Source organism: Pseudomonas sp. Eth.TT006 (assembly GCF_054456575.1).
Genome location: NZ_JBTJEN010000004.1, coordinates 191,600 through 211,291 on the forward strand (window position 1 = coordinate 191,600; position 19,692 = coordinate 211,291).

Consider the following 19,692-nt stretch of genomic DNA (forward strand, 5'->3'; position numbering starts at 1 on the left):
GCAATGCAGACTTTGAACACCACGCTGCTGATCATCGGCGGCGGTCCCGGCGGTTACGTCACGGCGATTCGCGCCGGGCAACTGGGCATTTCGACGATTCTGGTCGAAGGCCAGGCGCTTGGCGGCACCTGCCTGAACATCGGCTGCATCCCGTCGAAAGCAATGATTCACGTGGCCGAGCAGTTTCACCAGACCCGTCATCACAGCGAGCATTCGGCGCTGGGCATCAATGTTGCGCCGCCGAGCCTCGACATCACTAAAAGCGTCGAATGGAAGGACGGCATCGTTGATCGCCTGACTACCGGCGTCGCGGCGTTGCTGAAAAAGCATAAAGTCCAAGTCATCAACGGCTGGGCCAAGGTCATCGACGGCAAAACCGTCGAGGTCGGCGACACGCGGATCCAGTGCGAGCATCTGGTGCTGGCCACTGGTTCGATCAGCGTCAACCTGCCGATCCTGCCAATTGGCGGGCCGATCATCTCCTCCACCGAAGCGCTGGCGCCGAAGTCCGTGCCGAAACGTTTGGTGGTGGTGGGCGGCGGTTACATCGGGCTGGAACTGGGCATCGCTTACCGCAAGCTCGGCGCCGAGGTCAGTGTGGTCGAGGCGCAGGATCGTATCCTGCCGGCCTACGATGCCGAGCTGACGCAACCGGTGCACGAAGCGCTGAAGCAACTGGGGGTGAAGCTTTACCTCAAGCACAGCGTGCTGGGTTTCGACGGCACCTTGCAGGTGCGCGATCCGAACGGTGACACGCTGAACCTGGAAACCGATCAGGTACTGGTGGCGGTCGGGCGCAAACCGAATACCCAGGGCTGGAACCTCGAGGCGCTGAACCTGGAGATGAACGGCGCGGCGATCAGGATCGACCGCCGCTGCCAGACCAGCATGCGCAACGTCTACGCCATCGGCGACCTCAGCGGCGAACCGATGCTCGCGCACCGCGCCATGGCGCAGGGCGAAATGGTCGCCGAACTGATCAGCGGCAAATCCCGCGAATTCAACCCGACTGCCATCGCCGCCGTGTGCTTCACCGACCCGGAACTGGTGGTGGTCGGCCAGACCCCGGATGAGGCCAAGGCGGCCGGACTGGACTGCATCGTCTCGAGCTTCCCGTTCGCCGCCAACGGCCGGGCGATGACCCTGGAGTCGAAAAGCGGCTTCGTGCGGGTGGTCGCGCGCCGTGACAACCATGTGATTGTCGGTTGGCAGGCGGTCGGCGTGGGTGTTTCGGAGTTGTCAACCGCGTTCGCGCAAAGCCTGGAAATGGGCGCGCGGCTGGAAGACATCGGCGGCACCATTCATGCGCACCCGACCTTGGGTGAGGCGGTGCAGGAAGCGGCGTTGCGTGCTTTGGGACATGCGTTGCACCTGTAATTTACGGGGGGCTGTGATGGCCTCTTCGCGAGCAAGCCCGCTCCCACGGGGGAATGCATTTCAAATGTGGGAGCGGGCTTGCTCGCGAATTCTTGAGAGCAACGCGATTTATCTGGCTGTCATCCGATAGTCCGGGCTGCGAAACCGCTCAAGAATGAAGTATTGTTGTGCCCATCCAAAAAACGTCAGAAGCCTTGAACCGTTTCGGCGGTTGTTCAGTGATAGAGGGTGTCATGGGTAACGAGAGCATCAATTGGGACAAGCTGGGTTTTGACTACATCAAGACCGACAAACGCTATCTGTCGTACTTTCGCGTTGGCGAGTGGGACAAAGGCACCCTGACCGAAGATAACGTGTTGCACATCAGCGAAGGTTCGACTGCCCTTCACTATGGCCAGCAATGCTTCGAAGGCCTCAAGGCCTATCGTTGCAAGGATGGCTCGATCAACCTGTTCCGTCCGGACCAGAACGCCGCCCGCATGCAACGCAGCTGCGCCCGCCTGCTGATGCCGCACGTGTCCACCGAGCAGTTCATCGAAGCGTGCAAAGACGTGGTTCGCGCCAACGAGCGCTTCATCCCGCCGTACGGCACCGGCGGCGCGCTGTACCTGCGTCCGTTCGTGATCGGCGTGGGTGACAACATCGGCGTGCGTACTGCCCCGGAGTTCATCTTCTCGGTGTTCGCGATTCCGGTCGGCGCCTACTTCAAGGGCGGCCTGACTCCGCATAACTTCCAGATTTCCAGCTTCGACCGCGCAGCCCCACAAGGCACCGGTGCGGCCAAGGTCGGTGGCAACTATGCCGCCAGCCTGATGCCGGGCTCCCAGGCCAAGAAGGCGCACTTCGCTGACGCCATCTACCTGGATCCACTGACCCACAAGAAGATCGAGGAAGTCGGTTCGGCCAACTTCTTCGGGATCACCCACGACAACAAGTTCGTCACCCCGAACTCGCCGTCGGTCCTGCCAGGCATCACCCGTCTGTCGCTGATCGAACTGGCCAAGACCCGTCTGGGCCTGGAAGTGGTCGAAGGCGACGTGCTGATCGACAAGCTGTCGGACTTCAAGGAAGCCGGCGCCTGCGGTACCGCTGCGGTCATCACCCCGATTGGCGGCATCAGCTACAACGATCACCTGCACGTGTTCCACAGCGAAACCGAAGTCGGCCCGGTCACCCAGAAGCTCTACAAAGAGCTGACCGGCGTGCAGACCGGCGACATCGAAGCGCCAGCGGGCTGGATCGTCAAGGTTTGATCTGACGGACGCTGACGCACAAAAGCCCCCCACCGAGTGAAATCGGTGGGGGGCTTTTTATTAGAACCAAAATCAAAAGATCGCAGCCTGCGGCAGCTCCTACAGGAGATCTGTGTAGGAGCTGCCGCAGGCTGCGATCTTTTGATCTTCTATTTCAAAGCAATTCGCTTACCCGCGCGCGAGGCAATCCCGCTCGCCTGCCCATTCTGCTGCTTGCCCGTCCGCGCCTGGGTGATCAAACCCGGAATCAACTCGCCCTCCGGCAAATTCTTCCAGAACCGCGCCGGCAGATGCCCTTGCATGACCTTCTCGTTCAGCCGCGCCGGGTTGAAGATGTGGCTGTAATAGGTCAGCCACAGATCACCATGCGGATCGTCGACGTTCTGCGCCAGTTGCTGCCATTCCACCGGGCATTGGCGTTGATGAATCAATTGTTCGCCGTCGTAATACACCCCGTCGCGCGGGGTGGCGATCAACCAGCGGTGCCGGCCCATGCGCCTGACGAAATGTTCGCTGGCGCTGTGCAGGATGTCGTGGGCCGGTTCGTGCCACGCCACGTATTGCGGGCCCGGCTGATCCTGCGGGCGCTCGATGAAGCGCACGAACGCATGCAAATGATGGGATTCCCGGTGAACCTGCTTGATCCGCCGCTGCAACTCGCTGCCGAGTTTGTCGCCGGCCATCATCGCCGTGCGGTCACCATGGCTGACGCGCCATAGCACTTCGTAGAGCAGACTCCAGCGCTGGTCGCCACGGTATTGCGCAGCTTGTTCCAGAGTGTCGAGCAATGCGCGGGGGATGCGCGCCTGAAACGGCCCCTGCCCTTCGGGCACCTGCACGTCACTGGCAAACAGATCGCTCAGCCCTTCCGACGCCCAGCTCACCAGACTCGGATCGATCTCATGACTGAGCAGCCAGCGCGCCTGCTGACGCCAGGTGCCGAACAGGTCGTCGCAATCGAGATTGATCATCCCCATAACCCCATCTGCTGTGGCTGCGGGCGGTCGCGCAATTGCTGGTAGAGCATGTGGCTGGTGACTTCGGCCTGTTGCGGGTGGTAATCGCTGGTGATGATGAACGGCTTGGCCTTGGCAAGCACGCAGCGCATGCGCGCCACGTCTTCGTAGCGGATGCGCCGTTGTTGACGCAATTGCACCAGGCGCTCGGTGGTGCGCAGGCCGATGCCCGGAATACGCGCGATCAGCGCCGGTTCGGCGCGGTTCAGGTCCAGCGGGAACACTTCGCGATTCTGCAGCGCCCAGGCCAGTTTCGGGTCGATGTCCAGCGCCAGATTGCCCGGGCCCTTGAGCAGTTCATCGGCGTTGTAGCCATAGCTGCGCAGGAGAAAATCGGCCTGATACAAACGGTGCTCACGCATCAGTGGCGGCGCGGCCAGCGGCACGCTTTTCGGGCTGTCCGGGATCGGGCTGAATGCCGAGTAGTAGACGCGCCGCAAGCGATAGTTGCCATACAGCGACTGGGCGCTGTGCAGGATGGTGCTGTCGTCGGTGTCATCGGCGCCGACGATCATTTGTGTGCTTTGCCCGGCCGGGGCGAACTTCGCCGAACGCGGTTCGTTGAGCACCGTCTGCACCCCGGTGTAGATCGTGTTCATCGCCTGTTTGATCGAGCCGATCTGCTTCTCCGGCGCCAGGGTTTGCAGGCTGGCGTCGGTGGGCAGTTCGATGTTGACGCTGAGGCGGTCGGCGTAGCGCCCCGCCTCTTCGATCAACGCCGGGTCAGCCTCGGGAATGGTCTTGAGGTGGATGTAGCCACGAAACTCATGCTGGACACGCAGCAGCTTCGCCACCCGCACCAGTTGCTCCATGGTGTAGTCCGCCGAGCGAATGATCCCCGAGCTGAGGAACAGCCCGCTGACGCAGTTGCGGCGGTAGAAATCCAGGGTCAGGGTGACCACTTCCTCGGGAGTGAAACGCGCGCGCGGCACGTCACTGGAGCGGCGATTAACGCAGTATTGGCAGTCGTAAAGGCAGAAATTGGTCAGCAGCACCTTGAGCAACGACACGCAGCGCCCGTCCGGCGTATAGCTGTGACAAATGCCCATGCCATCGCTCGAACCGAGCCCGCTCTTGCCTTCGGAGCTGCGTTTTGGCGCACCGCTGCTGGCGCAGGAGGCGTCGTACTTGGCGGCGTCGGCGAGAATGCTGAGCTTGTCGATGATTTGCATGGCGATGACTCGGTACTGGTTATGCGTACAGTATCGAGTCTCATCGGTTGGCACAAGGTGCAAAAAAGCAGGATCAAAAGATCGACCGATCTACGCAATCCATGTAGGAGCTGCCGCAGGCTGCGATCTTTTGATCTTCGCCTCCAATGGCAACTCGACCCCGAACCGCACCCCGATCTCCCTGCGCCCTACCGCCGTCAACGCCAACGCCCGACTGTCCAGATCCTGCGTCACCCACTTGCGCTTCAAGGCCGCCTGCAACACCGCCGCCCCCAGCGAACCACCCAAATGCGGACGACGCATGCTCCAGTCCAGGCACGGGCAGGCGAACTTGCGGCGCAATGTACGCAAATCCTGCACTTCAATACCCAGGCCCTCGAACAACGCCGCGCCGCTGTCGCTCAAGCGATAGCCCTGTTCATCGGGTTCCAGCAACCAGCCCGCCTCCAGCAACCGGTCATGCAGCAACACCGCCAGCGTGCCAGCCATATGGTCGTAACAGGTACGGGCGAATTGCAGACGATCCGGGGTGTGCGGCTTGAAGCCTGGCGCGGCGTTCTGGCCGATCACCATCAACGCTTCCAGCGCTTGCGCCACGCGTTGATCGGCAAGGCTGTAATAACGATGGCGACCCTGTACGTGCAGGCGCACCAGGGCCAGATCCTTCAGCTTCGCCAGATGCGCACTGGCGGTGGAGGCGCTGACTTCGGCGATCGCCGCCAGCTCGGTGCTGGTGCGGGCGTGGCCGTCCATCAGCGAGCAGAGAATTTTCGTGCGTGCCGGTTCGGCGATGGCGGCGGCCACTTGCGAAACGCCGATGTCTTGATGTTCTGCGTGCATATTTCGCTCCCCGACGAATCGTCGCCGCTGCCAACCGAAGATACTCGCATCACTTTCCCCACCACAAGGCTGTGAACCATGGACCCGATCAGCGCGGCGACGCACCCCGATCCTTACCCCTACTACGCCGAATTGCGCGCCGAGGGCAGACTGACTTTTCATCATGGGTTGAAACTGTGGGTCGCCAGCAGCGCCCGCGTCGTGTGTGCGGTGTTGGCGCACGCCGATTGCCGGGTGCGGCCGCCGCAGGAGCCGGTGCCCAAAACGATTGCCGACGGCCTGGCAGGCAAGGTGTTCGGACTGTTAATGCGAATGAACGACGGCGAACGCCAGCGCTGCCCGCGTGCGGCGGTCGAGCCATCCCTGCAGTTGATCGATGATGAGCACGTCCGCGCACTGGTGGCGGCGCGCTGGATCACGGCGGATACCGACGGCTTATATAAGGCGATGTTTCGCGGCCCGGTGTGCGTGGTCGCGGCGCTGCTGGGTTTTACTCCGGCGCAGAGCCGGGCGATCAGTGAGTTGACGGCGGATTTTGTCGCCTGCCTGTCGCCACTGAGCAATGACCTGCAGCTGGCGGCGGCGCATTCCGCCGCCGAGCAGTTACGCGGCTGTTTCATCGAATTGCTCGCGGAACAACCGCATAGCGCTTTGCTCATGGCGATCATGCAACGGTTTGCAGGCGATGATGAAACCCTGATCGCCAACCTGATCGGCCTCTGTTCGCAAACATTCGAAGCAACGGCTGGATTGATCGGCAACGCCTTGGTTGCGCTGCGGCGTCAGCCTGAATTGCGCGACGCCGCGATGGACGCGCTGCTGGCCGAAGTTCAGCGTTTTGATCCTTCGGTGCAGAACACCCGGCGATTTGTCGCGCAGTCGTGTGAGATCGACGGCGTACGGCTTGAGGCTGGCGCGGTGATTCTGGTGCTGCTGGCCTCGGCCAACCGCGATCCCCGGTTAAATGAAGAACCTGAACGGTTTCTGCTGGAGCGGCCGAATCGGCGCAGTTTCAGCTTTGGCAGCGGCCGGCATCAATGTCCGGGCCAAGCGCTGGCACTGAGCATTGCCGCGGCGACTGTCAGAGCAATCCTTGATCAGGGTGTGAATCTGCAGCAGCTGACGTGGCATTACCGCCCATCGCTGAATGGGCGGATTCCATTGTTCAGCGCAGCACAGCCTTAAGCGCGATGCAGCTCAATGGTCAGGTGCGACAGCTCATGCACCGGCGCCAGCCGCTCGCGAATCGCCTCGGCAGTGACGCCAGCCGCAGCCACCACACTGACAATCGCCGCCCGCGCCTGCGGACCAACCTGCCACACGTGCAGGTCGCTGATGTGCACATCACCGGAGGTTTCCAGCAGCTCACGAATCTCCGCCGCCACCGGTTCGTCGGTGGCATCCAGCAGCACCGCCGCGCTGTCGCGCATCAGGTTGTAGGCCCATTTGGCGATGACAATCGAGCCGACAATGCCCATCGCCGGGTCCAGCCAGACCCAACCGAGGTAACGCCCGGCCAGCAACGCGGCAATCGCCAGTACCGAGGTCAGGGCATCGGCCAGCACGTGAACGTAGGCCGAGCGCAGGTTGTTGTCGTGATGGTGATGATGATCGTGGCCGTGCGCCTGACCGTGATGATGGCCGTGATGATGGCCATGATGATGGTCGTGGCCGTGATGGCCCATCAGCAGAAACGCGCTGATCAGGTTCACTGCCAGACCGACAATCGCAATCAGCGTCGCTTCGCCAAACGCCACCGTGGTGGGTTCGAACAAGCGAAAGATCGACTCGCCGGCAATCCCCAGCGACACCAGGCCGAGCACCATGGCCGAGGCGAATCCGGCCAGATCGCCGACCTTGCCGGTGCCGAAGCTGTAGCGGCGGTTGTTGGCGTTGCGCCGGGCAAATCCATAAGCCGCCGCAGCGATGCCCAAGGCGCCGGCATGGGTCGCCATATGGAAACCATCGGCCAGCAGGGCCATGGAACCGGTGAGGTAACCGGCGGCGATTTCGCCGATCATCATCACGAACGTCAGCGCCACCACCCACAAGGTGCGGCGGGCGTTTTCATCGTGAGAGGCGCCGAGAAACTGGTGATCGTGGCTGAAACGCTCAGCGTCGGGAGTGAGGTTCATGAGGCGTGCTCTATTTGGAATAACGGCGGATGGCTTGCAGCAGGTCTTCGGCGCCCTGGGCGCGCTCGGCGTCACTGAGGTCGGGATGAGCCACGTGCTCTCGGGTGTGGGCCTCGATGAATTGCTCCATCAACCCGTTGACCGCCCCGCGAATCGCCGCCACCAAGTGCAAGGTCTTGGCGCAATCGGCATCGCCCTCAAGCGCCTTCTCCACCGCCTGCACCTGCCCGGCAATCCGCCGCACGCGGTTAAGCAGCTCGTCTTTGTGTTCGTGAATGTGCGACATACCCATACCCCCTACCCCTATATGCCGCGCATAGTGGCCGATGGCTTTGGCAATCGCAAGGTCCATGAGCATTCAAGGGATGAACGCAATGCAATGAACGACATCATCCCCCTGTGGGAGCGAGCTTGCTCGCGAAGAGGCAAGCACATTCAGCATCGCGGGGGCCTGACACACCGCTTTCGCGAGCAAGCTCGCTCCCACAATTGTTCGGCGGTGTAATGACGGCAGCGCCCGACCCAAATCCCCTGCATCCGCTAGCTGCAGGTGAAGGCTGCCGGAAAAACGCAGCATCATTTCGGCATCATCCACCAGGCTACATCGCCTTGCGCCTTTGCCTACAACTACGCCAGAATCCGCCGGCTTGTGCGGTTTGGGGGGCATCGGTAACTTGATTCGCGTCACTGAATAGTCAGTGATCGGGTTTAGTCGCTCGTTGGTTTCACAATTCGTAAAGCGTCCATTCAGTCAGGTAAACCCTGCACTCAATGGTGGCTGCGCGCAGGGCGCCTTCGGGCGCGCCGGGAATTGTGAGACCACCGGTCGACTAACCTGCGTGCAGCCGCCACCTTTCGTTTAGTCGCGATGGTTGGCAGCCTCAATAAAAGGTCTCGCAAATGTTCAAAGTAACGCCAAATCCGCCAGAAGCGGACGCAATACCTGACCCGGAATCGACGTCCCCCTACTCCGACGCCAATTCCAGAAAGCTCCACGAAGCCGCCGAACGCGCCCTCGACCATTACCTGAAACCGCAAACCCCACAAGCGCGTAAACCCAGCACAATGTTCGTCGTCGCCCCCAACCTGCACAACGAAGAACTGCTGGCCCACGCCTGCGAATCCATGGCCTCGGCCAGCATCATGCTCAGCGACTTCGCCAGCCTGCTCGACTCGCCCTACCGCAACACCGTACTCGGCATCCAGCAAGTGGTGATGCTCGGCGAACTCGCCGTCAACCGCGCCCTCGACAACCTCGAACCGCCCATCAGGAATTAAAACGCACCTGTGGCGAGGGGCTTGCTACCTCGCCATAAGGAACCCGGCGCCAAGGCGAAAACCCACATTGGAGTGGCGATGTGCGCAAACCCCAAGAGGCGCCGCACTCACCTGCAGGAGTGAGCCTGCTCGCGAAGGCAATGGAAAACACGCCGCAGGATCCCGCCAAAATATGCCGGTGGGCCAAACTGAAGCGCACGCTTTGCCAAGCCGTTGGAGTTTTCCGAAGAACACTCCCGACGTGCAGAAAAGGATAATTATGTTTTTATGGATTAGCGGTTTTCTGAAAGGTGACGCCGAGGACGACACGCTAAAATATGAGTTGACGGTCAAACCTTAATTTGAGCCTGCAGTGATGGCTGTCTTGGGCTGGAAGAACCTCGATGAAAGTCCCGATGGCGAATGGCTGCTTACAGAAGCCCAAACTCAAAAAATCGCCAAAGCACTGAGCGAACAGCTGCCAACCGGACTCGACCTGTTCATTGGCGTAAGGGAATAACGTTGACAGTGAGCCTCACCTATCAAGATCCATCAATCAGTCACGATGAGGCGATAAGACGTCTCGCCAGCGATTTGCAGGACAATGTGATCTCTGCGCTGGTGTCCATCGGTCTGAATGAAACCGACAGAGCCTGGGCTCAAGACACCTGTCTTAAATATCTCACCAACCAAACCGAAGCGATTGTGGCGTCTGCTGTCACCGCACTTGGCCATATCGTCCGACGTCATGGCGACCTGGACACCGAAACTGTCCTGCCCGCGCTGGAAACCGTTCAACTGAAGTTCCCTACACTAAAGGGCATCATTGAAGACACACTAGACGATATCGCCATATTTACCTGACCCCGCCGGACGCTCAACCTCCAGACATTCAGATGAGGTCGCTCGCACCTCATCCGAACCGGTTCAACACCCGACGCACTCAATCCTCCCGCGTCAAAACCTCCAACAACTCAATCTCGAACACCAGATTCGAATTCGGCGGAATCTTGCCCATCGTCCGCTCGCCATACCCCAGATGCGCCGGCACCCGCAGTTTGCGTTTGCCGCCCACTTGCATGCCCATCAGCCCCTGATCCCAGCCCTTGATCACGCGGCCGGTGCCAATCACGCACTGAAACGGTTTGCCACGGCTGTGGGAGGAGTCGAACTCGCTGCCGTCTTCCAGCCAGCCGGTGTAATGGGTGGTGATCAGCGCGCCTTTGACGGCAGCCTTGCCCTCGCCCACCTGGAGATCGATTACCTGCAGTTCTTCATTCATGTCATTCACTCAATGGTTCAGCTGGCGGCCGTTTTCCCAGAATTGCCGGTGATTGGCAACCCGCAGGCGTCTATCACCGCTGTATCCGAAGTGAGTGGCGAAGACTTAACATAGCCATCCGCCATTACTTCACGGATCAACTCGTCATGCTGGCAGCGCCTCGATGATTCAACTGTGGATCGGCCTTGCCATTGGCGTCGTCCTGCTGGCGGTGATTGCCGTGCTGCTTTTGCGCGAGCGCGATTTGCGTGGTCAGTTGGCCGAGTACCGCGAACTGCTGACTCGCGCCGCTGATGGCAGAAGTATCCATCAGGACAACGATGCCGAGCGCTTCAAGCGCAGTCAGTATTTTGCGCGGATCGGCACCTGGGACTGGGAAGTCGACACCGATCGGCTGTACTGGTCGGACGCGATTTACGGCATGTTCGGGTTCAAGATCGGCGAAATCACCCCGTCCTATGCGCTGTTCTGTTCTTGCGTGCACCCGGACGACCGCATTCGCGTGCGCGACGGCGAATTGCGTTGCCTGGAAACCGGTGAAAATCACGATGAGGAATACCGCGTGGTCTGGTCCGACGGCACGATTCGCTGGCTGCGCGAGACCGGCAACGTGGTGCGCAACGATCACGACGCGGTGATCAAGATGATGGGCGTGGTGCGCGACATCACCGAAGAAAAGGCTTCGGCCAGTTACCTGCAACACCTCGCTCATTTCGACCCGTTGACCGGTCTGCCCAATCGTCTGGTGTTCGAAGAGCGCTTGTCCGCCGCCCTCGAACAGGCTCATCACAGCCACACCCGAGTGGCGCTGGTGTTTATCGATCTCAACGGCTTCAAAGCGATCAACGACCACTACGGCCACGCCGCCGGCGACCGCGTGCTGATCACCACCGCCACCCGCCTCAAACGCATCCTGCGCGCCACTGACACCGTCGCGCGCATCGGCGGCGATGAATTCGTGGTGATCCTGCAGGGCCTGGCGCCGAGCATCAACCTGCAGGACGAAGCCCGCAGCATCTGTCAGAAAATTTTCATCGAACTGTCGCCGCCGATCAGTATCGGCAACGACCAGCGCCACATCGGCACCAGCCTCGGGGTCGCGGTGTTTCCCGATCATGCGCCGACCATGGACCGGCTGCTGCACATTGCCGATCTGGCGATGTATGAGGCCAAGCGCAGTGGGAATAATCAGTATCGGTTGGGGGGTGGCCAGGTGTTAAGCCATAACTGAATGGCGCCATTCAGTCAGGAGGCAAGCCAAACACCACGCCATTGAAGGTATGGGTGCAACATTGGCAACGGGGTTTCATCTCCTCCGCCTTCAGGGCCGGATTGACGATCTGCAGACGCTTTCGCTCATCAACATACAGGCCGTTGAAGTAACTCGATTCACCCAGTCGCACGACGTCCTCGCGATCATCTTCATGGATGGCCACCATCCAGAATACTGGCTCTGGTCGATCCAGACGCGCCACCGCCTCGCTGTAAATCTCATCCCAGTTGCCTCCAACGCGAGACAACAGAAAGCGAAACAAGGGGGTGTAATCCAGGCCGTAGCGTTTGCCTCCATGCATCGAACCTCGCGCAGCATCGCTGCGACTTTCCAGCTTGGTATTACGCTCATACCGATAGTGCGCGACCGACTCATTACGTCGAACGCCCCACGTACGGGTGTTCTCCTTGCGATAAAGCGGTTTCTTTTCCAACGATCACTCCTGACATCCCGTCACTCGAAACGCCCTTCGCGTTTTACCGGAATGGCGTCCAAATGCAATCGACCATCCGTGGCCAATTGTTGCCGAGCTTACCGCTCGACAGGCTGCATCTCGACGATGGTGCCGTTGGTGATCATGACCATCACGTACTTGTCGTTGATTTGCACCCACTGCGCCTGATCGACCGGGGCTTTCAGGCCTTTCTGTTTCCAGTTTTTCAGTGCTTTGTCGCTGCGCTGATAAATATCGGGAGCGCGGTCGTTGACCTTCAATTCCCGGTCGCTGGTCGGCGACTGGACGGCGGGTTCGCTTGAGGTTTGCGCCGCTTGAACAAGTGGAGTGATTCCGGCCATGCCGGCAACCAGGGCCAGACTGGCGATCAGGGTTTTGCTGTTCATCGGTGAACCTCCTTCAGATGTGTGATACCTGAACTCCGACTGCGCAGGCGCGGAATCATTCCGTGTTTTCTGCGTGGGGTGGCTGGAAGATTGTAGTTGGCAGGTATGGCCTCATCGCTGGCAAGCCAGCTCCCACAAGGTTCTTTGAAGCAACAAAATGTGTGCACGCCCGGCAAAACTGTGGGAGCGGGCTTGCTCGCGAAGAGGCCGGCAGCCTCACCACCTTCTTTGCCTGAAAATTGTCTTCGCGAGCAAGCTCGCTCCCACAGGGTCGTGCAGCGACCTTGAGCCATTGATCCGTTTTACGCATCAATGCATGCCAATAATGCAATTAACATCCGGTTACACCTGCGCCACCATCCACCGCAATAACAACCGTGCGCCGCTTCCACGTCGCGCACGTCATAAAAGCGGTGGAGTTTTTTCTATGACAGCCTCAATCCCTCACGGCGGCTCGCGGGCCGGCGCTATCTTCCGGGTCACCTCGGGTAACTTCCTCGAACAATTCGACTTCTTTCTGTTCGGCTTCTACGCCACACAGATCGCGGCGGTGTTCTTCCCGGCGAGCAGTGAGTTCGCTTCCCTGATGATGACATTTGCCGTGTTCGGCGCAGGTTTCCTGATGCGTCCGCTGGGCGCCATCGTGCTCGGCGCATACATCGATGACGTCGGTCGCCGCAAAGGGTTGATTGTCACCCTGTCGATCATGGCCAGCGGCACGATCCTGATTGTGCTGGTGCCCGGATACGAAACCATTGGTCTGTTCGCCCCGGCGTTGGTGTTGATCGGGCGGCTGTTGCAAGGCTTCTCGGCCGGTGCGGAACTGGGCGGCGTGTCGGTGTACCTGTCGGAAATCGCCACCCCGGGCCGCAAAGGCTTCTTCACCGCCTGGCAGTCCGCCAGCCAGCAAGTGGCGATCATCGTTGCCGCCGCACTGGGCTATGCGTTGAACGCCTGGATGGCGCCGAGCGCGGTAGCCGATTGGGGCTGGCGCATTCCGTTTTTCGTTGGCTGCCTGATCGTGCCGTTCATCTTCGTGTTGCGCCGTAACCTGGCGGAAACCGAAGAGTTCGCCGCACGCAAACACCGCCCGAGCATGCGCGAAGTGTTCCGCACCCTCGGCCAGAACTGGGGCGTGGTGCTTGGCGGGATGCTGATGGTTGCGCTGACCACCACCGCGTTCTATCTGATCACCGTTTACGCGCCGACCTTCGGCAAAACCGTGTTGCACCTGAGCACTTCCGATGCGCTGCTGGTGACCTTGCTGGTGGGCGTGTCGAACTTCTTCTGGCTGCCGATTGGCGGTGCTTTGTCCGACCGTATCGGTCGTCGCCCGGTGTTGATCGCCATGTCGCTGCTGGCGCTGGCCACCACTTATCCGGCGTTGTCGTACCTGGTACAGGCGCCTAGCTTCAGCCACATGTTGCTGTCGCTGCTGTGGCTGTCGTTCATCTACGGCATGTACAACGGCGCGATGATTCCGGCGCTGACCGAGATCATGCCGGTGGAAGTGCGCGTGGCCGGTTTCTCCCTCGCCTACAGCCTCGCGACCGCAGTATTTGGCGGTTTCACCCCGGCGATGTCGACCTTCCTGATTCAGTACACCGGCGACAAGGCCGCGCCGGGTTACTGGATGAGCATCGGCGCACTGTGTGCGTTGTGCGCCACGCTGTACCTCTATCGCCGCGCAGGCGGCCGTTTGCAACCGGTTGCCGCATAAGGAGCAATGACCTTGAAAAAACTACTCAACCTCAGCGCCGTCGCCCTCTTCGCCTTCAGTGCCCTGGCACATGCTGAACAGCTGAACGTGATGACCTCGGGCGGCTTCACCGCTGCCTATAAAATCCTCGGGCCGAAATTCGCTGCCGCCACCGGCAACACCCTCGACACCCAACTCGGCCCGTCGATGGGCAAGGCGCCGGAAGCGATCCCCAATCGTCTGGCCCGTGGCGAACACGCTGATGTGGTGATCATGGTTGGTTACGCCCTCGATGACCTGATCAAACAAGGCAAGGTCGACCCGGCTTCGCGGGTGGAACTGGCTGATTCGCGGATCGGTCTGGTGGTGCGTGAAGGCGCGCCGAAACCGGACATCAGCAACGTCGACAGCCTGAAGAAAACCCTGCTCGACGCAAAATCCGTGGCCTACTCCGACAGCGCCAGCGGCGTGTACATCGAGAAGGAGTTGTTCAAGAAACTTGGCGTCGAAGATCAGCTGAAGCCAAAGGCGAAGATGGTGCCGAAAGTCCCGGTCGGCTCGGTGGTGGCCAATGGCGAATATCAACTGGGCTTCCAGCAGGTCAGCGAATTGCTGCCGGTGCCGGGTGTGACGTTTGTCGGCAAGATTCCGGAGTCGGTGCAGTCGGTAACGCGCTTCGCCGCCGGCATCCCGGTCGGTGCGCAGCATCCAAAAGAAGCCAAGGCCCTGCTCGACTATCTCGCCGCACCGGCCGCCCAGGCAGACGTGCAAGCCACCGGACTGGACTCGGTCAAGCGCTGATCGTTGGCGGCTGGACTTTCATTTCCACCACCAGCCGCTCCAGCTCCAATGCCGCCGGGGTCAACGTGCGACCCCGGCGCTTGATGATGCCGACACTGCGCATCACTTGCGGATCAATCAGCGGCACCCGCGTCAGGATCGGATGATCCGGCCCCGGCATCGCCATCAGCGGCACCGCCGCCACGCCCAACCCCGCCTCCACCAGACCGATCATCGTCGTCACATGCCGCGTCTCGCAGATGCTCGGACGCTGCGGCACCACCCGGCTCAGGGCCTGATCAAGCAGAAAACGGTTGCCTGAAGTCTTGTCCAGCGAGATGTAATCTTGCTGATAGAACTCGTCCCAACTCACGCTGCTACGCCCGGCCAGCGGATGATCGCGCCGGCACGCGACGACATAGCACTCCTGCACAAGCGGCTCGAAGTCGACTTTGGCATCCTGCGTGCCCATGAAACTCAAACCGAAATCCGCCTCGCCGTTGACCACCGCGCTCAGCACATCGTGGGCGCTGGAATCGAGGACTTTGACCTTGATCCGCGGAAACTGCTGGTGATAACGCGCCACCACCCGCGGCATGAAGTAGTACGCCGCCGACGGCACGCAGGCCACGGTGACGTGGCCCATCCGGGTCGACGCGACTTCACTGATGCCCAGCAGCGCCACGTCCAGGTCATCGAGCAAGCGTTCGACGCTGGGCATGAAGCCGCGTCCGGCCTGGGTCAGGCTGACCTTGCGCGTGGTGCGCTCGAACAGCTTCACGCCGAGGGCGTCCTCGAGCTTTTCGATGCGCCGGCTGAGGGCCGGCTGCGACAGGCGCACGGTGTCGGCAGCCTTGCGAAAACTGCCCTGCTCGACCACCGCGCGAAAGGCTTGCAGGTCGTTGAGGTCGAAGTTGATGGCCATGGCGCACTCGAAAGAATTGATTCGCGAAGGCTATCAATGTAACTAATTGATGCGCTTTTTTACACCGCGCGCGTCGACGAGAATTGCCGCTGGATCGCCGCAAGGTTACGCCGGCGGATCCAGCCGCTGGCCAAACGGATCAGCAACCAGTACGGGGTAAACAACATTTTCGTGCGCGTGGTGGCGCAATAGACGAACGTTTCGGTGCGCAGCGTGCGCACACCTTGCGGATGTTCGATGACTTGAAAGCGCAGCAGCAGTTTCGCCACGTGCGGATCATCCAGCGCCTGGAACGCTTGAGCGTCATCGACGTGCTCAGTCTTCAGGTCGGGGCGCCAGAAGCGTCCGGCCAAGCCCAGGGACAACTCGCTCGGCGTGCGTTCAAGCAACGTGAAAGCGTCAAATCCGAAAGGCGCGCTGTCCTGCTGCGGCGCGCGGCCGCTGAACTTGCGCAGCACTTTCCCCGGCCACTCGCGCAAGCGAAGCAGGGCATCGACCACGCGGTCTTCGCGCATGTCCAGCGCGCAAACGGCGGCGATGATCTCCTCAGGCTGCGCGCGGATGACAGCCGATTCATGGCGTTCGTGAAACTGGAACAACGGCAGAAAAGGTGAAGGGTATTCCCACAGCAGATTGTCCTTGCGCCCAATGATGCCAAGGGCCTTGCAGAATGTGCGAATCATGCGACAGCGGTCCCGTGTGATCAGACGATTTGAACCAGGCGCGGCAGCTTTTCGGGTAGCTGCGAGCATCGCCGCAAAGCTGCCGTGTAACGCCGTTCGGGATCAGGCTGGCAACATCTCATCGGCAACCTGCGCCGGTGATGGCGCCTGAGCGCTCTTTTCCGGCACTTCGCAAGGTGCCACAGCGACCGTCTGACGCAGATCGACCTTCAGCGCACCCCACGACAACCCGGCACCGAATCCGCACAGCACAACGTGTTCGGCCTGCGGAGTGCCGATCGCGGCATGCCGTGAGAGCACGATCGGAATCGAGGTAGAACTGGTGTTGCCGACGCCATCGATGTCGACCGGCATCTTGTCTGCCGTTACACCAATCATCCGCCGCAGATAATTGAGCATGAACTCGTTTGCCTGGTGCAGCACCAGCAAGTCCAGCGTGGCGGGACTCGCCCCCGTGGCATCGAGCAAGGCCTTGACGGTCTGCGGAACGCGGTTCAGGGCAAAGTTCATCACCGCCGTGCCGTCCATCTGCAAACGCTGAATGGTCGCGCAGACGTGGCTGCCCTCTTCCCGGGCGTAAGCGATGTCGGACTGCAGCGCCGCACCGCCGCTGCCGTCGGCGCCACAAATGAACTCGAACCGACCGGCCCCGGACTCCAGCAAGGTTGCCGAAGCGCCGTCGCCAAAAAGCATTTTCACATGCCGGTCACGCTCATCGAGGATCCGTGTAGTCACATCGCCGGTGCACAGCAGAATCTTCTTGCAGGCCCCGGAAGAAATCAGCGCCCCCGCTTGAACCAGCGCACTGATATAGCCGGAGCAGCCAGCGGCGATATTCAACACCAGACACTGCTGCGGCAGACCGAGCGCTTGCTGCACCACGAAACCGACGCCCGGCACCCACGAATCCGGAGTCTGGGTCACCACGATCAGGCCATCGATGTCCGGTGCCGCAGCGTGCCCTTTATCGAGCAGGTTGCGGCACGCGGCGATGATCAGGTCGGAGGTGTGCAAAGTGCGGGTTTCGCGGATCGACTGGATGCCCGTGCTCTTGGCGATGCGCGCAACTTCCTTGGCGCCGAACAGTTCGGCGAAGTCTTCTTCGGTCACCCGGCGCTCGGGCAGCGCCGCCGTGACCGCACGAATGGCGACACCCTCAATGGTCAGCAGGCTCATGCGGCGTCCTTGATTTTCCGGTCGATCAGATCGAACAGATCCTGCACCGTTACCACGCGCTCGATCTCTTCGCCCGACACGCTTACCCCGGTTTGTTCAAACACCAGAGCGACAATTCCGATACGCGCCATCGAATCCCAGTTATCACTGTTTTCCAGAACGGTTTCGCCGCGCAGCTCGTGCGGCGCAATGAACAGGATTTGCGCGATGCTTGCGCGCATTTTTACCAGATCAATCATTTGTCATTTCCTTATAACGTGATGAGTAAACCGGTCTCACGACTGAGCGAGAACGCCGGGGTGACGCATTTTCTTGAAGCGACTGGTGTACAGCGGGGTCTCGGCAATGGACACCACCCGAGGCAGTTGTTCCTGGGTCAGTACGCCGCGAACGTGTTGATACAAGCGAACCTTGAACGCCTCCAGCGTCTCCGGCTCGAACAGCGTGAAACGTGCGGCAACGATCTGCCCGAGCAGCGGGTTGGGCTGCGCGTAGACCACCACGTCGGAGACGTTATGCAAACCCATCAGCACGCTTTCCACGTGCGATGGAAAGACTTTCTTGCCGCCGACATTGATCAGGTCGACTGCCCGCCCGGTGACCCGAAAATAACCCTCGTGTTCTTCGGCCAGGTCATGGGTGATCAGGTAGCCGTCGCTCGACAGGTCACCCGCAGTGGCCAGATAGCCGAGCATGTTGGTCGCCCCGCGCACCTGCAGAATGCCGTCGACCACACGCAGGCTGTAGTTCGGATCGTCGATCGCCATCCAGGCGCTGTCGCCGTCCTTGCTGCGGCACGGCAGCACGCCGATTTCCGACATCCCGTACAGCTGCTGCAATTGCACGTGTGGCAAGAGGTTGGCGATACGCTGAATCGCCTCCGGCGAGCTCGGTTCGGAGCCGAAGTAGATGCGCTGCAGGCTGGTCGTGTTCCACTTCTGGAAGACTCCGGTGATCGTTGCCAGATTCAGCAGCGTCGGCGACACGTGCAGGGTTTGCACGTTGAACGCTTCGATACAGCGACCGACCTCTTGCGGCGAGCGTTCCCGGGGCAGGATCAACGTGCCATGGGTTGCCAGCGCTTGCAGCACGGTGACCAGTCCACCAATGTGATCGAACAGCAGAAACGCCAGAATCGCCCCGCAGCGCTCGGCACTCAGATAGCGCTCGAAGAACGGCTGGACGCTGTGCACCACGCCTTTCGCCGGGCCGGTCGAGCCTGAAGAAAACACAATGAAGCCGGCCTGATGGCGCGACAGCAGTGCGTCTACGGTCGGCGGCACGAGACCGTTGGCGTGCTGAATGACCGCGAACGGCGGCGTCCCGCCGATGACGGAAAACCGCGCGCCTGCTGCACCCGCCAACTGCGCCAGTTGCTCTTCGCCTTTGGGTACCGACAGCGCGACCACGTTGTTGTGCAGCCACAGTGCGAACAGCATGCATACGCTGTTGAAGCTGTAGTTATCGACCAGCAGCACGCACGAATCACGTACAGACTTTGCCGCCAGCTCCGCGCCATACGCGGTGATTTGCGCATGCAACTGCTCGTAGGTAAAGCGGCCCTCGTCGCTGACGATCGCCAATTGGCTGCCGGCGCTTTTCAGATGCGCCAAAAATCCTGCTGCTTGCATACCCCTGCTCCGTTGTTCGATCAAACGGCCTGAGCCTGAGCTTGCGCTGCAGACAACCGGTCCATGATGTAGGCGATCAGCGTGCCCAGCGTGGCAAACGGCGTGGCTGATTCGGGCAGGTCGGTGGTGTCGGCCAGACGCACGTCGACACCGAACTGGCTACGCAGCTTTTCCTCGACATCGACGATAATCGACACCAGCGTCAGCGAGTCGATGCTGCCGTCCACGCCGTAGAGACGGCTGTCCTCGCCTCGGGACAGATCGATCGGGGTGCTCAGTAACAGATCCTGTAGCCGAACGGCTGACTCGGTCAGCTCTTTGACTTGATTGAACATTCCAACATTCCTTGATTG

At 60.7% G+C, this 19,692-nt stretch carries 22 protein-coding genes and 1 pseudogene; 9 read left to right on the forward strand and 14 right to left on the reverse strand.

Going from position 1 to position 19,692, the window contains the following annotated elements:
- The first annotated feature begins 3 nt into the window (after window positions 1-3).
- Entirely contained in the window at window positions 4-1,377 is a 1,374-nt protein-coding gene (lpdA, locus tag ACXR0M_RS08580; protein WP_458831496.1) for a dihydrolipoyl dehydrogenase, read from the forward strand.
- Between the two features lie 233 nt (window positions 1,378-1,610).
- Window positions 1,611-2,630 (forward strand): branched-chain amino acid aminotransferase, encoded by a 1,020-nt coding sequence (locus ACXR0M_RS08585; RefSeq protein WP_458831497.1) that lies wholly within the window; start codon window positions 1,611-1,613, stop codon window positions 2,628-2,630.
- 149 nt (window positions 2,631-2,779) lie between these two features.
- On the opposite strand, the gene ACXR0M_RS08590 is transcribed toward ACXR0M_RS08585, so the two are convergent.
- The 3 genes from ACXR0M_RS08590 to ACXR0M_RS08600 all read right to left on the reverse strand — a co-directional run bounded on the left by ACXR0M_RS08590 (window position 2,780) and on the right by ACXR0M_RS08600 (window position 5,658).
- Complete coding sequence (locus ACXR0M_RS08590) at window positions 2,780-3,601, reverse strand: TIGR03915 family putative DNA repair protein (protein ID WP_458831498.1); 822 nt, start codon at window positions 3,599-3,601, stop codon at window positions 2,780-2,782.
- Window positions 3,598-4,818 (reverse strand): putative DNA modification/repair radical SAM protein, encoded by a 1,221-nt coding sequence (locus ACXR0M_RS08595; RefSeq protein ID WP_458831499.1) that lies wholly within the window; start codon window positions 4,816-4,818, stop codon window positions 3,598-3,600. The genes ACXR0M_RS08590 and ACXR0M_RS08595 overlap by 4 nt, the downstream gene beginning before the upstream one ends.
- Window positions 4,819-4,908: 90 nt before the next feature.
- Window positions 4,909-5,658, reverse strand: a complete 750-nt coding sequence (locus ACXR0M_RS08600) for an ArsR/SmtB family transcription factor (RefSeq protein ID WP_458831500.1) — start codon at window positions 5,656-5,658, stop codon at window positions 4,909-4,911.
- A gap of 78 nt (window positions 5,659-5,736) precedes the next feature.
- Between ACXR0M_RS08600 and ACXR0M_RS08605 the strand changes: the two genes are divergently transcribed.
- Window positions 5,737-6,843 (forward strand): cytochrome P450, encoded by a 1,107-nt coding sequence (locus tag ACXR0M_RS08605; protein ID WP_458831501.1) that lies wholly within the window; start codon window positions 5,737-5,739, stop codon window positions 6,841-6,843.
- On the opposite strand, the gene dmeF is transcribed toward ACXR0M_RS08605, so the two are convergent.
- Both dmeF and ACXR0M_RS08615 read right to left on the reverse strand, forming a co-directional pair.
- Window positions 6,840-7,793 carry a CDF family Co(II)/Ni(II) efflux transporter DmeF gene (gene dmeF, locus ACXR0M_RS08610; protein WP_458831502.1) on the reverse strand — a complete coding sequence of 318 codons (954 nt, stop codon included), beginning with the start codon at window positions 7,791-7,793 and terminating at the stop codon, window positions 6,840-6,842. The genes ACXR0M_RS08605 and dmeF overlap by 4 nt on opposite strands.
- Before the next feature lie 10 nt (window positions 7,794-7,803).
- Window positions 7,804-8,079 carry a metal/formaldehyde-sensitive transcriptional repressor gene (locus ACXR0M_RS08615; protein WP_458831677.1) on the reverse strand — a complete coding sequence of 92 codons (276 nt, stop codon included), beginning with the start codon at window positions 8,077-8,079 and terminating at the stop codon, window positions 7,804-7,806.
- A gap of 614 nt (window positions 8,080-8,693) precedes the next feature.
- Here ACXR0M_RS08615 and ACXR0M_RS08620 point away from each other — a divergent pair.
- The 3 genes and pseudogenes from ACXR0M_RS08620 (at window position 8,694) to ACXR0M_RS08630 (ending at window position 9,914) form a co-directional block, all read left to right on the forward strand.
- Window positions 8,694-9,071, forward strand: a complete 378-nt coding sequence (locus ACXR0M_RS08620) for a DUF6124 family protein (RefSeq protein WP_458831503.1) — start codon at window positions 8,694-8,696, stop codon at window positions 9,069-9,071.
- Window positions 9,072-9,330: 259 nt separating this feature from the next.
- A pseudogene (locus ACXR0M_RS08625) lies at window positions 9,331-9,570 on the forward strand (pyocin S6 family toxin immunity protein).
- A gap of 8 nt (window positions 9,571-9,578) precedes the next feature.
- Window positions 9,579-9,914, forward strand: a complete 336-nt coding sequence (locus tag ACXR0M_RS08630; protein WP_458831504.1) for a hypothetical protein — start codon at window positions 9,579-9,581, stop codon at window positions 9,912-9,914.
- Between the two features lie 79 nt (window positions 9,915-9,993).
- On the opposite strand, the gene ACXR0M_RS08635 is transcribed toward ACXR0M_RS08630, so the two are convergent.
- Window positions 9,994-10,332 (reverse strand): FKBP-type peptidyl-prolyl cis-trans isomerase, encoded by a 339-nt coding sequence (locus tag ACXR0M_RS08635; RefSeq protein WP_458831505.1) that lies wholly within the window; start codon window positions 10,330-10,332, stop codon window positions 9,994-9,996.
- A 163-nt stretch (window positions 10,333-10,495) separates the two neighbouring features.
- Between ACXR0M_RS08635 and ACXR0M_RS08640 the strand changes: the two genes are divergently transcribed.
- Window positions 10,496-11,563: a diguanylate cyclase domain-containing protein gene (locus ACXR0M_RS08640; RefSeq protein WP_458831506.1), complete on the forward strand. Its 1,068-nt coding sequence runs from the start codon at window positions 10,496-10,498 to the stop codon at window positions 11,561-11,563.
- A 10-nt stretch (window positions 11,564-11,573) separates the two neighbouring features.
- On the opposite strand, the gene ACXR0M_RS08645 is transcribed toward ACXR0M_RS08640, so the two are convergent.
- Window positions 11,574-12,038 carry a hypothetical protein gene (locus ACXR0M_RS08645; protein WP_458831507.1) on the reverse strand — a complete coding sequence of 155 codons (465 nt, stop codon included), beginning with the start codon at window positions 12,036-12,038 and terminating at the stop codon, window positions 11,574-11,576.
- A 98-nt stretch (window positions 12,039-12,136) separates the two neighbouring features.
- Complete coding sequence (locus tag ACXR0M_RS08650; RefSeq protein WP_458831508.1) at window positions 12,137-12,445, reverse strand: RcnB family protein; 309 nt, start codon at window positions 12,443-12,445, stop codon at window positions 12,137-12,139.
- 427 nt (window positions 12,446-12,872) lie between these two features.
- Between ACXR0M_RS08650 and tcuC the strand changes: the two genes are divergently transcribed.
- Both tcuC and ACXR0M_RS08660 read left to right on the forward strand, forming a co-directional pair.
- Entirely contained in the window at window positions 12,873-14,165 is a 1,293-nt protein-coding gene (gene tcuC, locus ACXR0M_RS08655; RefSeq protein ID WP_458831509.1) for a tricarballylate/proton symporter TcuC, read from the forward strand.
- A 6-nt stretch (window positions 14,166-14,171) separates the two neighbouring features.
- Entirely contained in the window at window positions 14,172-14,945 is a 774-nt protein-coding gene (locus ACXR0M_RS08660) for a substrate-binding domain-containing protein (RefSeq protein ID WP_458831510.1), read from the forward strand.
- Here ACXR0M_RS08660 and ACXR0M_RS08665 read toward each other — a convergent pair.
- The 6 genes from ACXR0M_RS08665 to ACXR0M_RS08690 all read right to left on the reverse strand — a co-directional run bounded on the left by ACXR0M_RS08665 (window position 14,935) and on the right by ACXR0M_RS08690 (window position 19,674).
- A complete protein-coding gene (locus tag ACXR0M_RS08665) occupies window positions 14,935-15,849 on the reverse strand; it encodes a LysR family transcriptional regulator (protein WP_458831511.1) in 915 nt (304 codons plus the stop codon). The genes ACXR0M_RS08660 and ACXR0M_RS08665 overlap by 11 nt on opposite strands.
- A gap of 59 nt (window positions 15,850-15,908) precedes the next feature.
- Window positions 15,909-16,532, reverse strand: a complete 624-nt coding sequence (locus ACXR0M_RS08670) for a hypothetical protein (RefSeq protein WP_458831512.1) — start codon at window positions 16,530-16,532, stop codon at window positions 15,909-15,911.
- A 102-nt stretch (window positions 16,533-16,634) separates the two neighbouring features.
- A complete protein-coding gene (locus ACXR0M_RS08675; RefSeq protein ID WP_458831513.1) occupies window positions 16,635-17,708 on the reverse strand; it encodes a ketoacyl-ACP synthase III in 1,074 nt (357 codons plus the stop codon).
- Complete coding sequence (locus ACXR0M_RS08680; RefSeq protein WP_458831514.1) at window positions 17,705-17,947, reverse strand: acyl carrier protein; 243 nt, start codon at window positions 17,945-17,947, stop codon at window positions 17,705-17,707. Before ACXR0M_RS08680 ends, ACXR0M_RS08675 begins: the two co-directional genes overlap by 4 nt.
- 36 nt (window positions 17,948-17,983) lie before the next feature.
- Window positions 17,984-19,339 (reverse strand): ANL family adenylate-forming protein, encoded by a 1,356-nt coding sequence (locus ACXR0M_RS08685; RefSeq protein WP_458831515.1) that lies wholly within the window; start codon window positions 19,337-19,339, stop codon window positions 17,984-17,986.
- A 20-nt stretch (window positions 19,340-19,359) separates the two neighbouring features.
- Window positions 19,360-19,674: a hypothetical protein gene (locus ACXR0M_RS08690; RefSeq protein ID WP_458831516.1), complete on the reverse strand. Its 315-nt coding sequence runs from the start codon at window positions 19,672-19,674 to the stop codon at window positions 19,360-19,362.
- Between the last annotated feature and the right edge of the window lie 18 nt (window positions 19,675-19,692).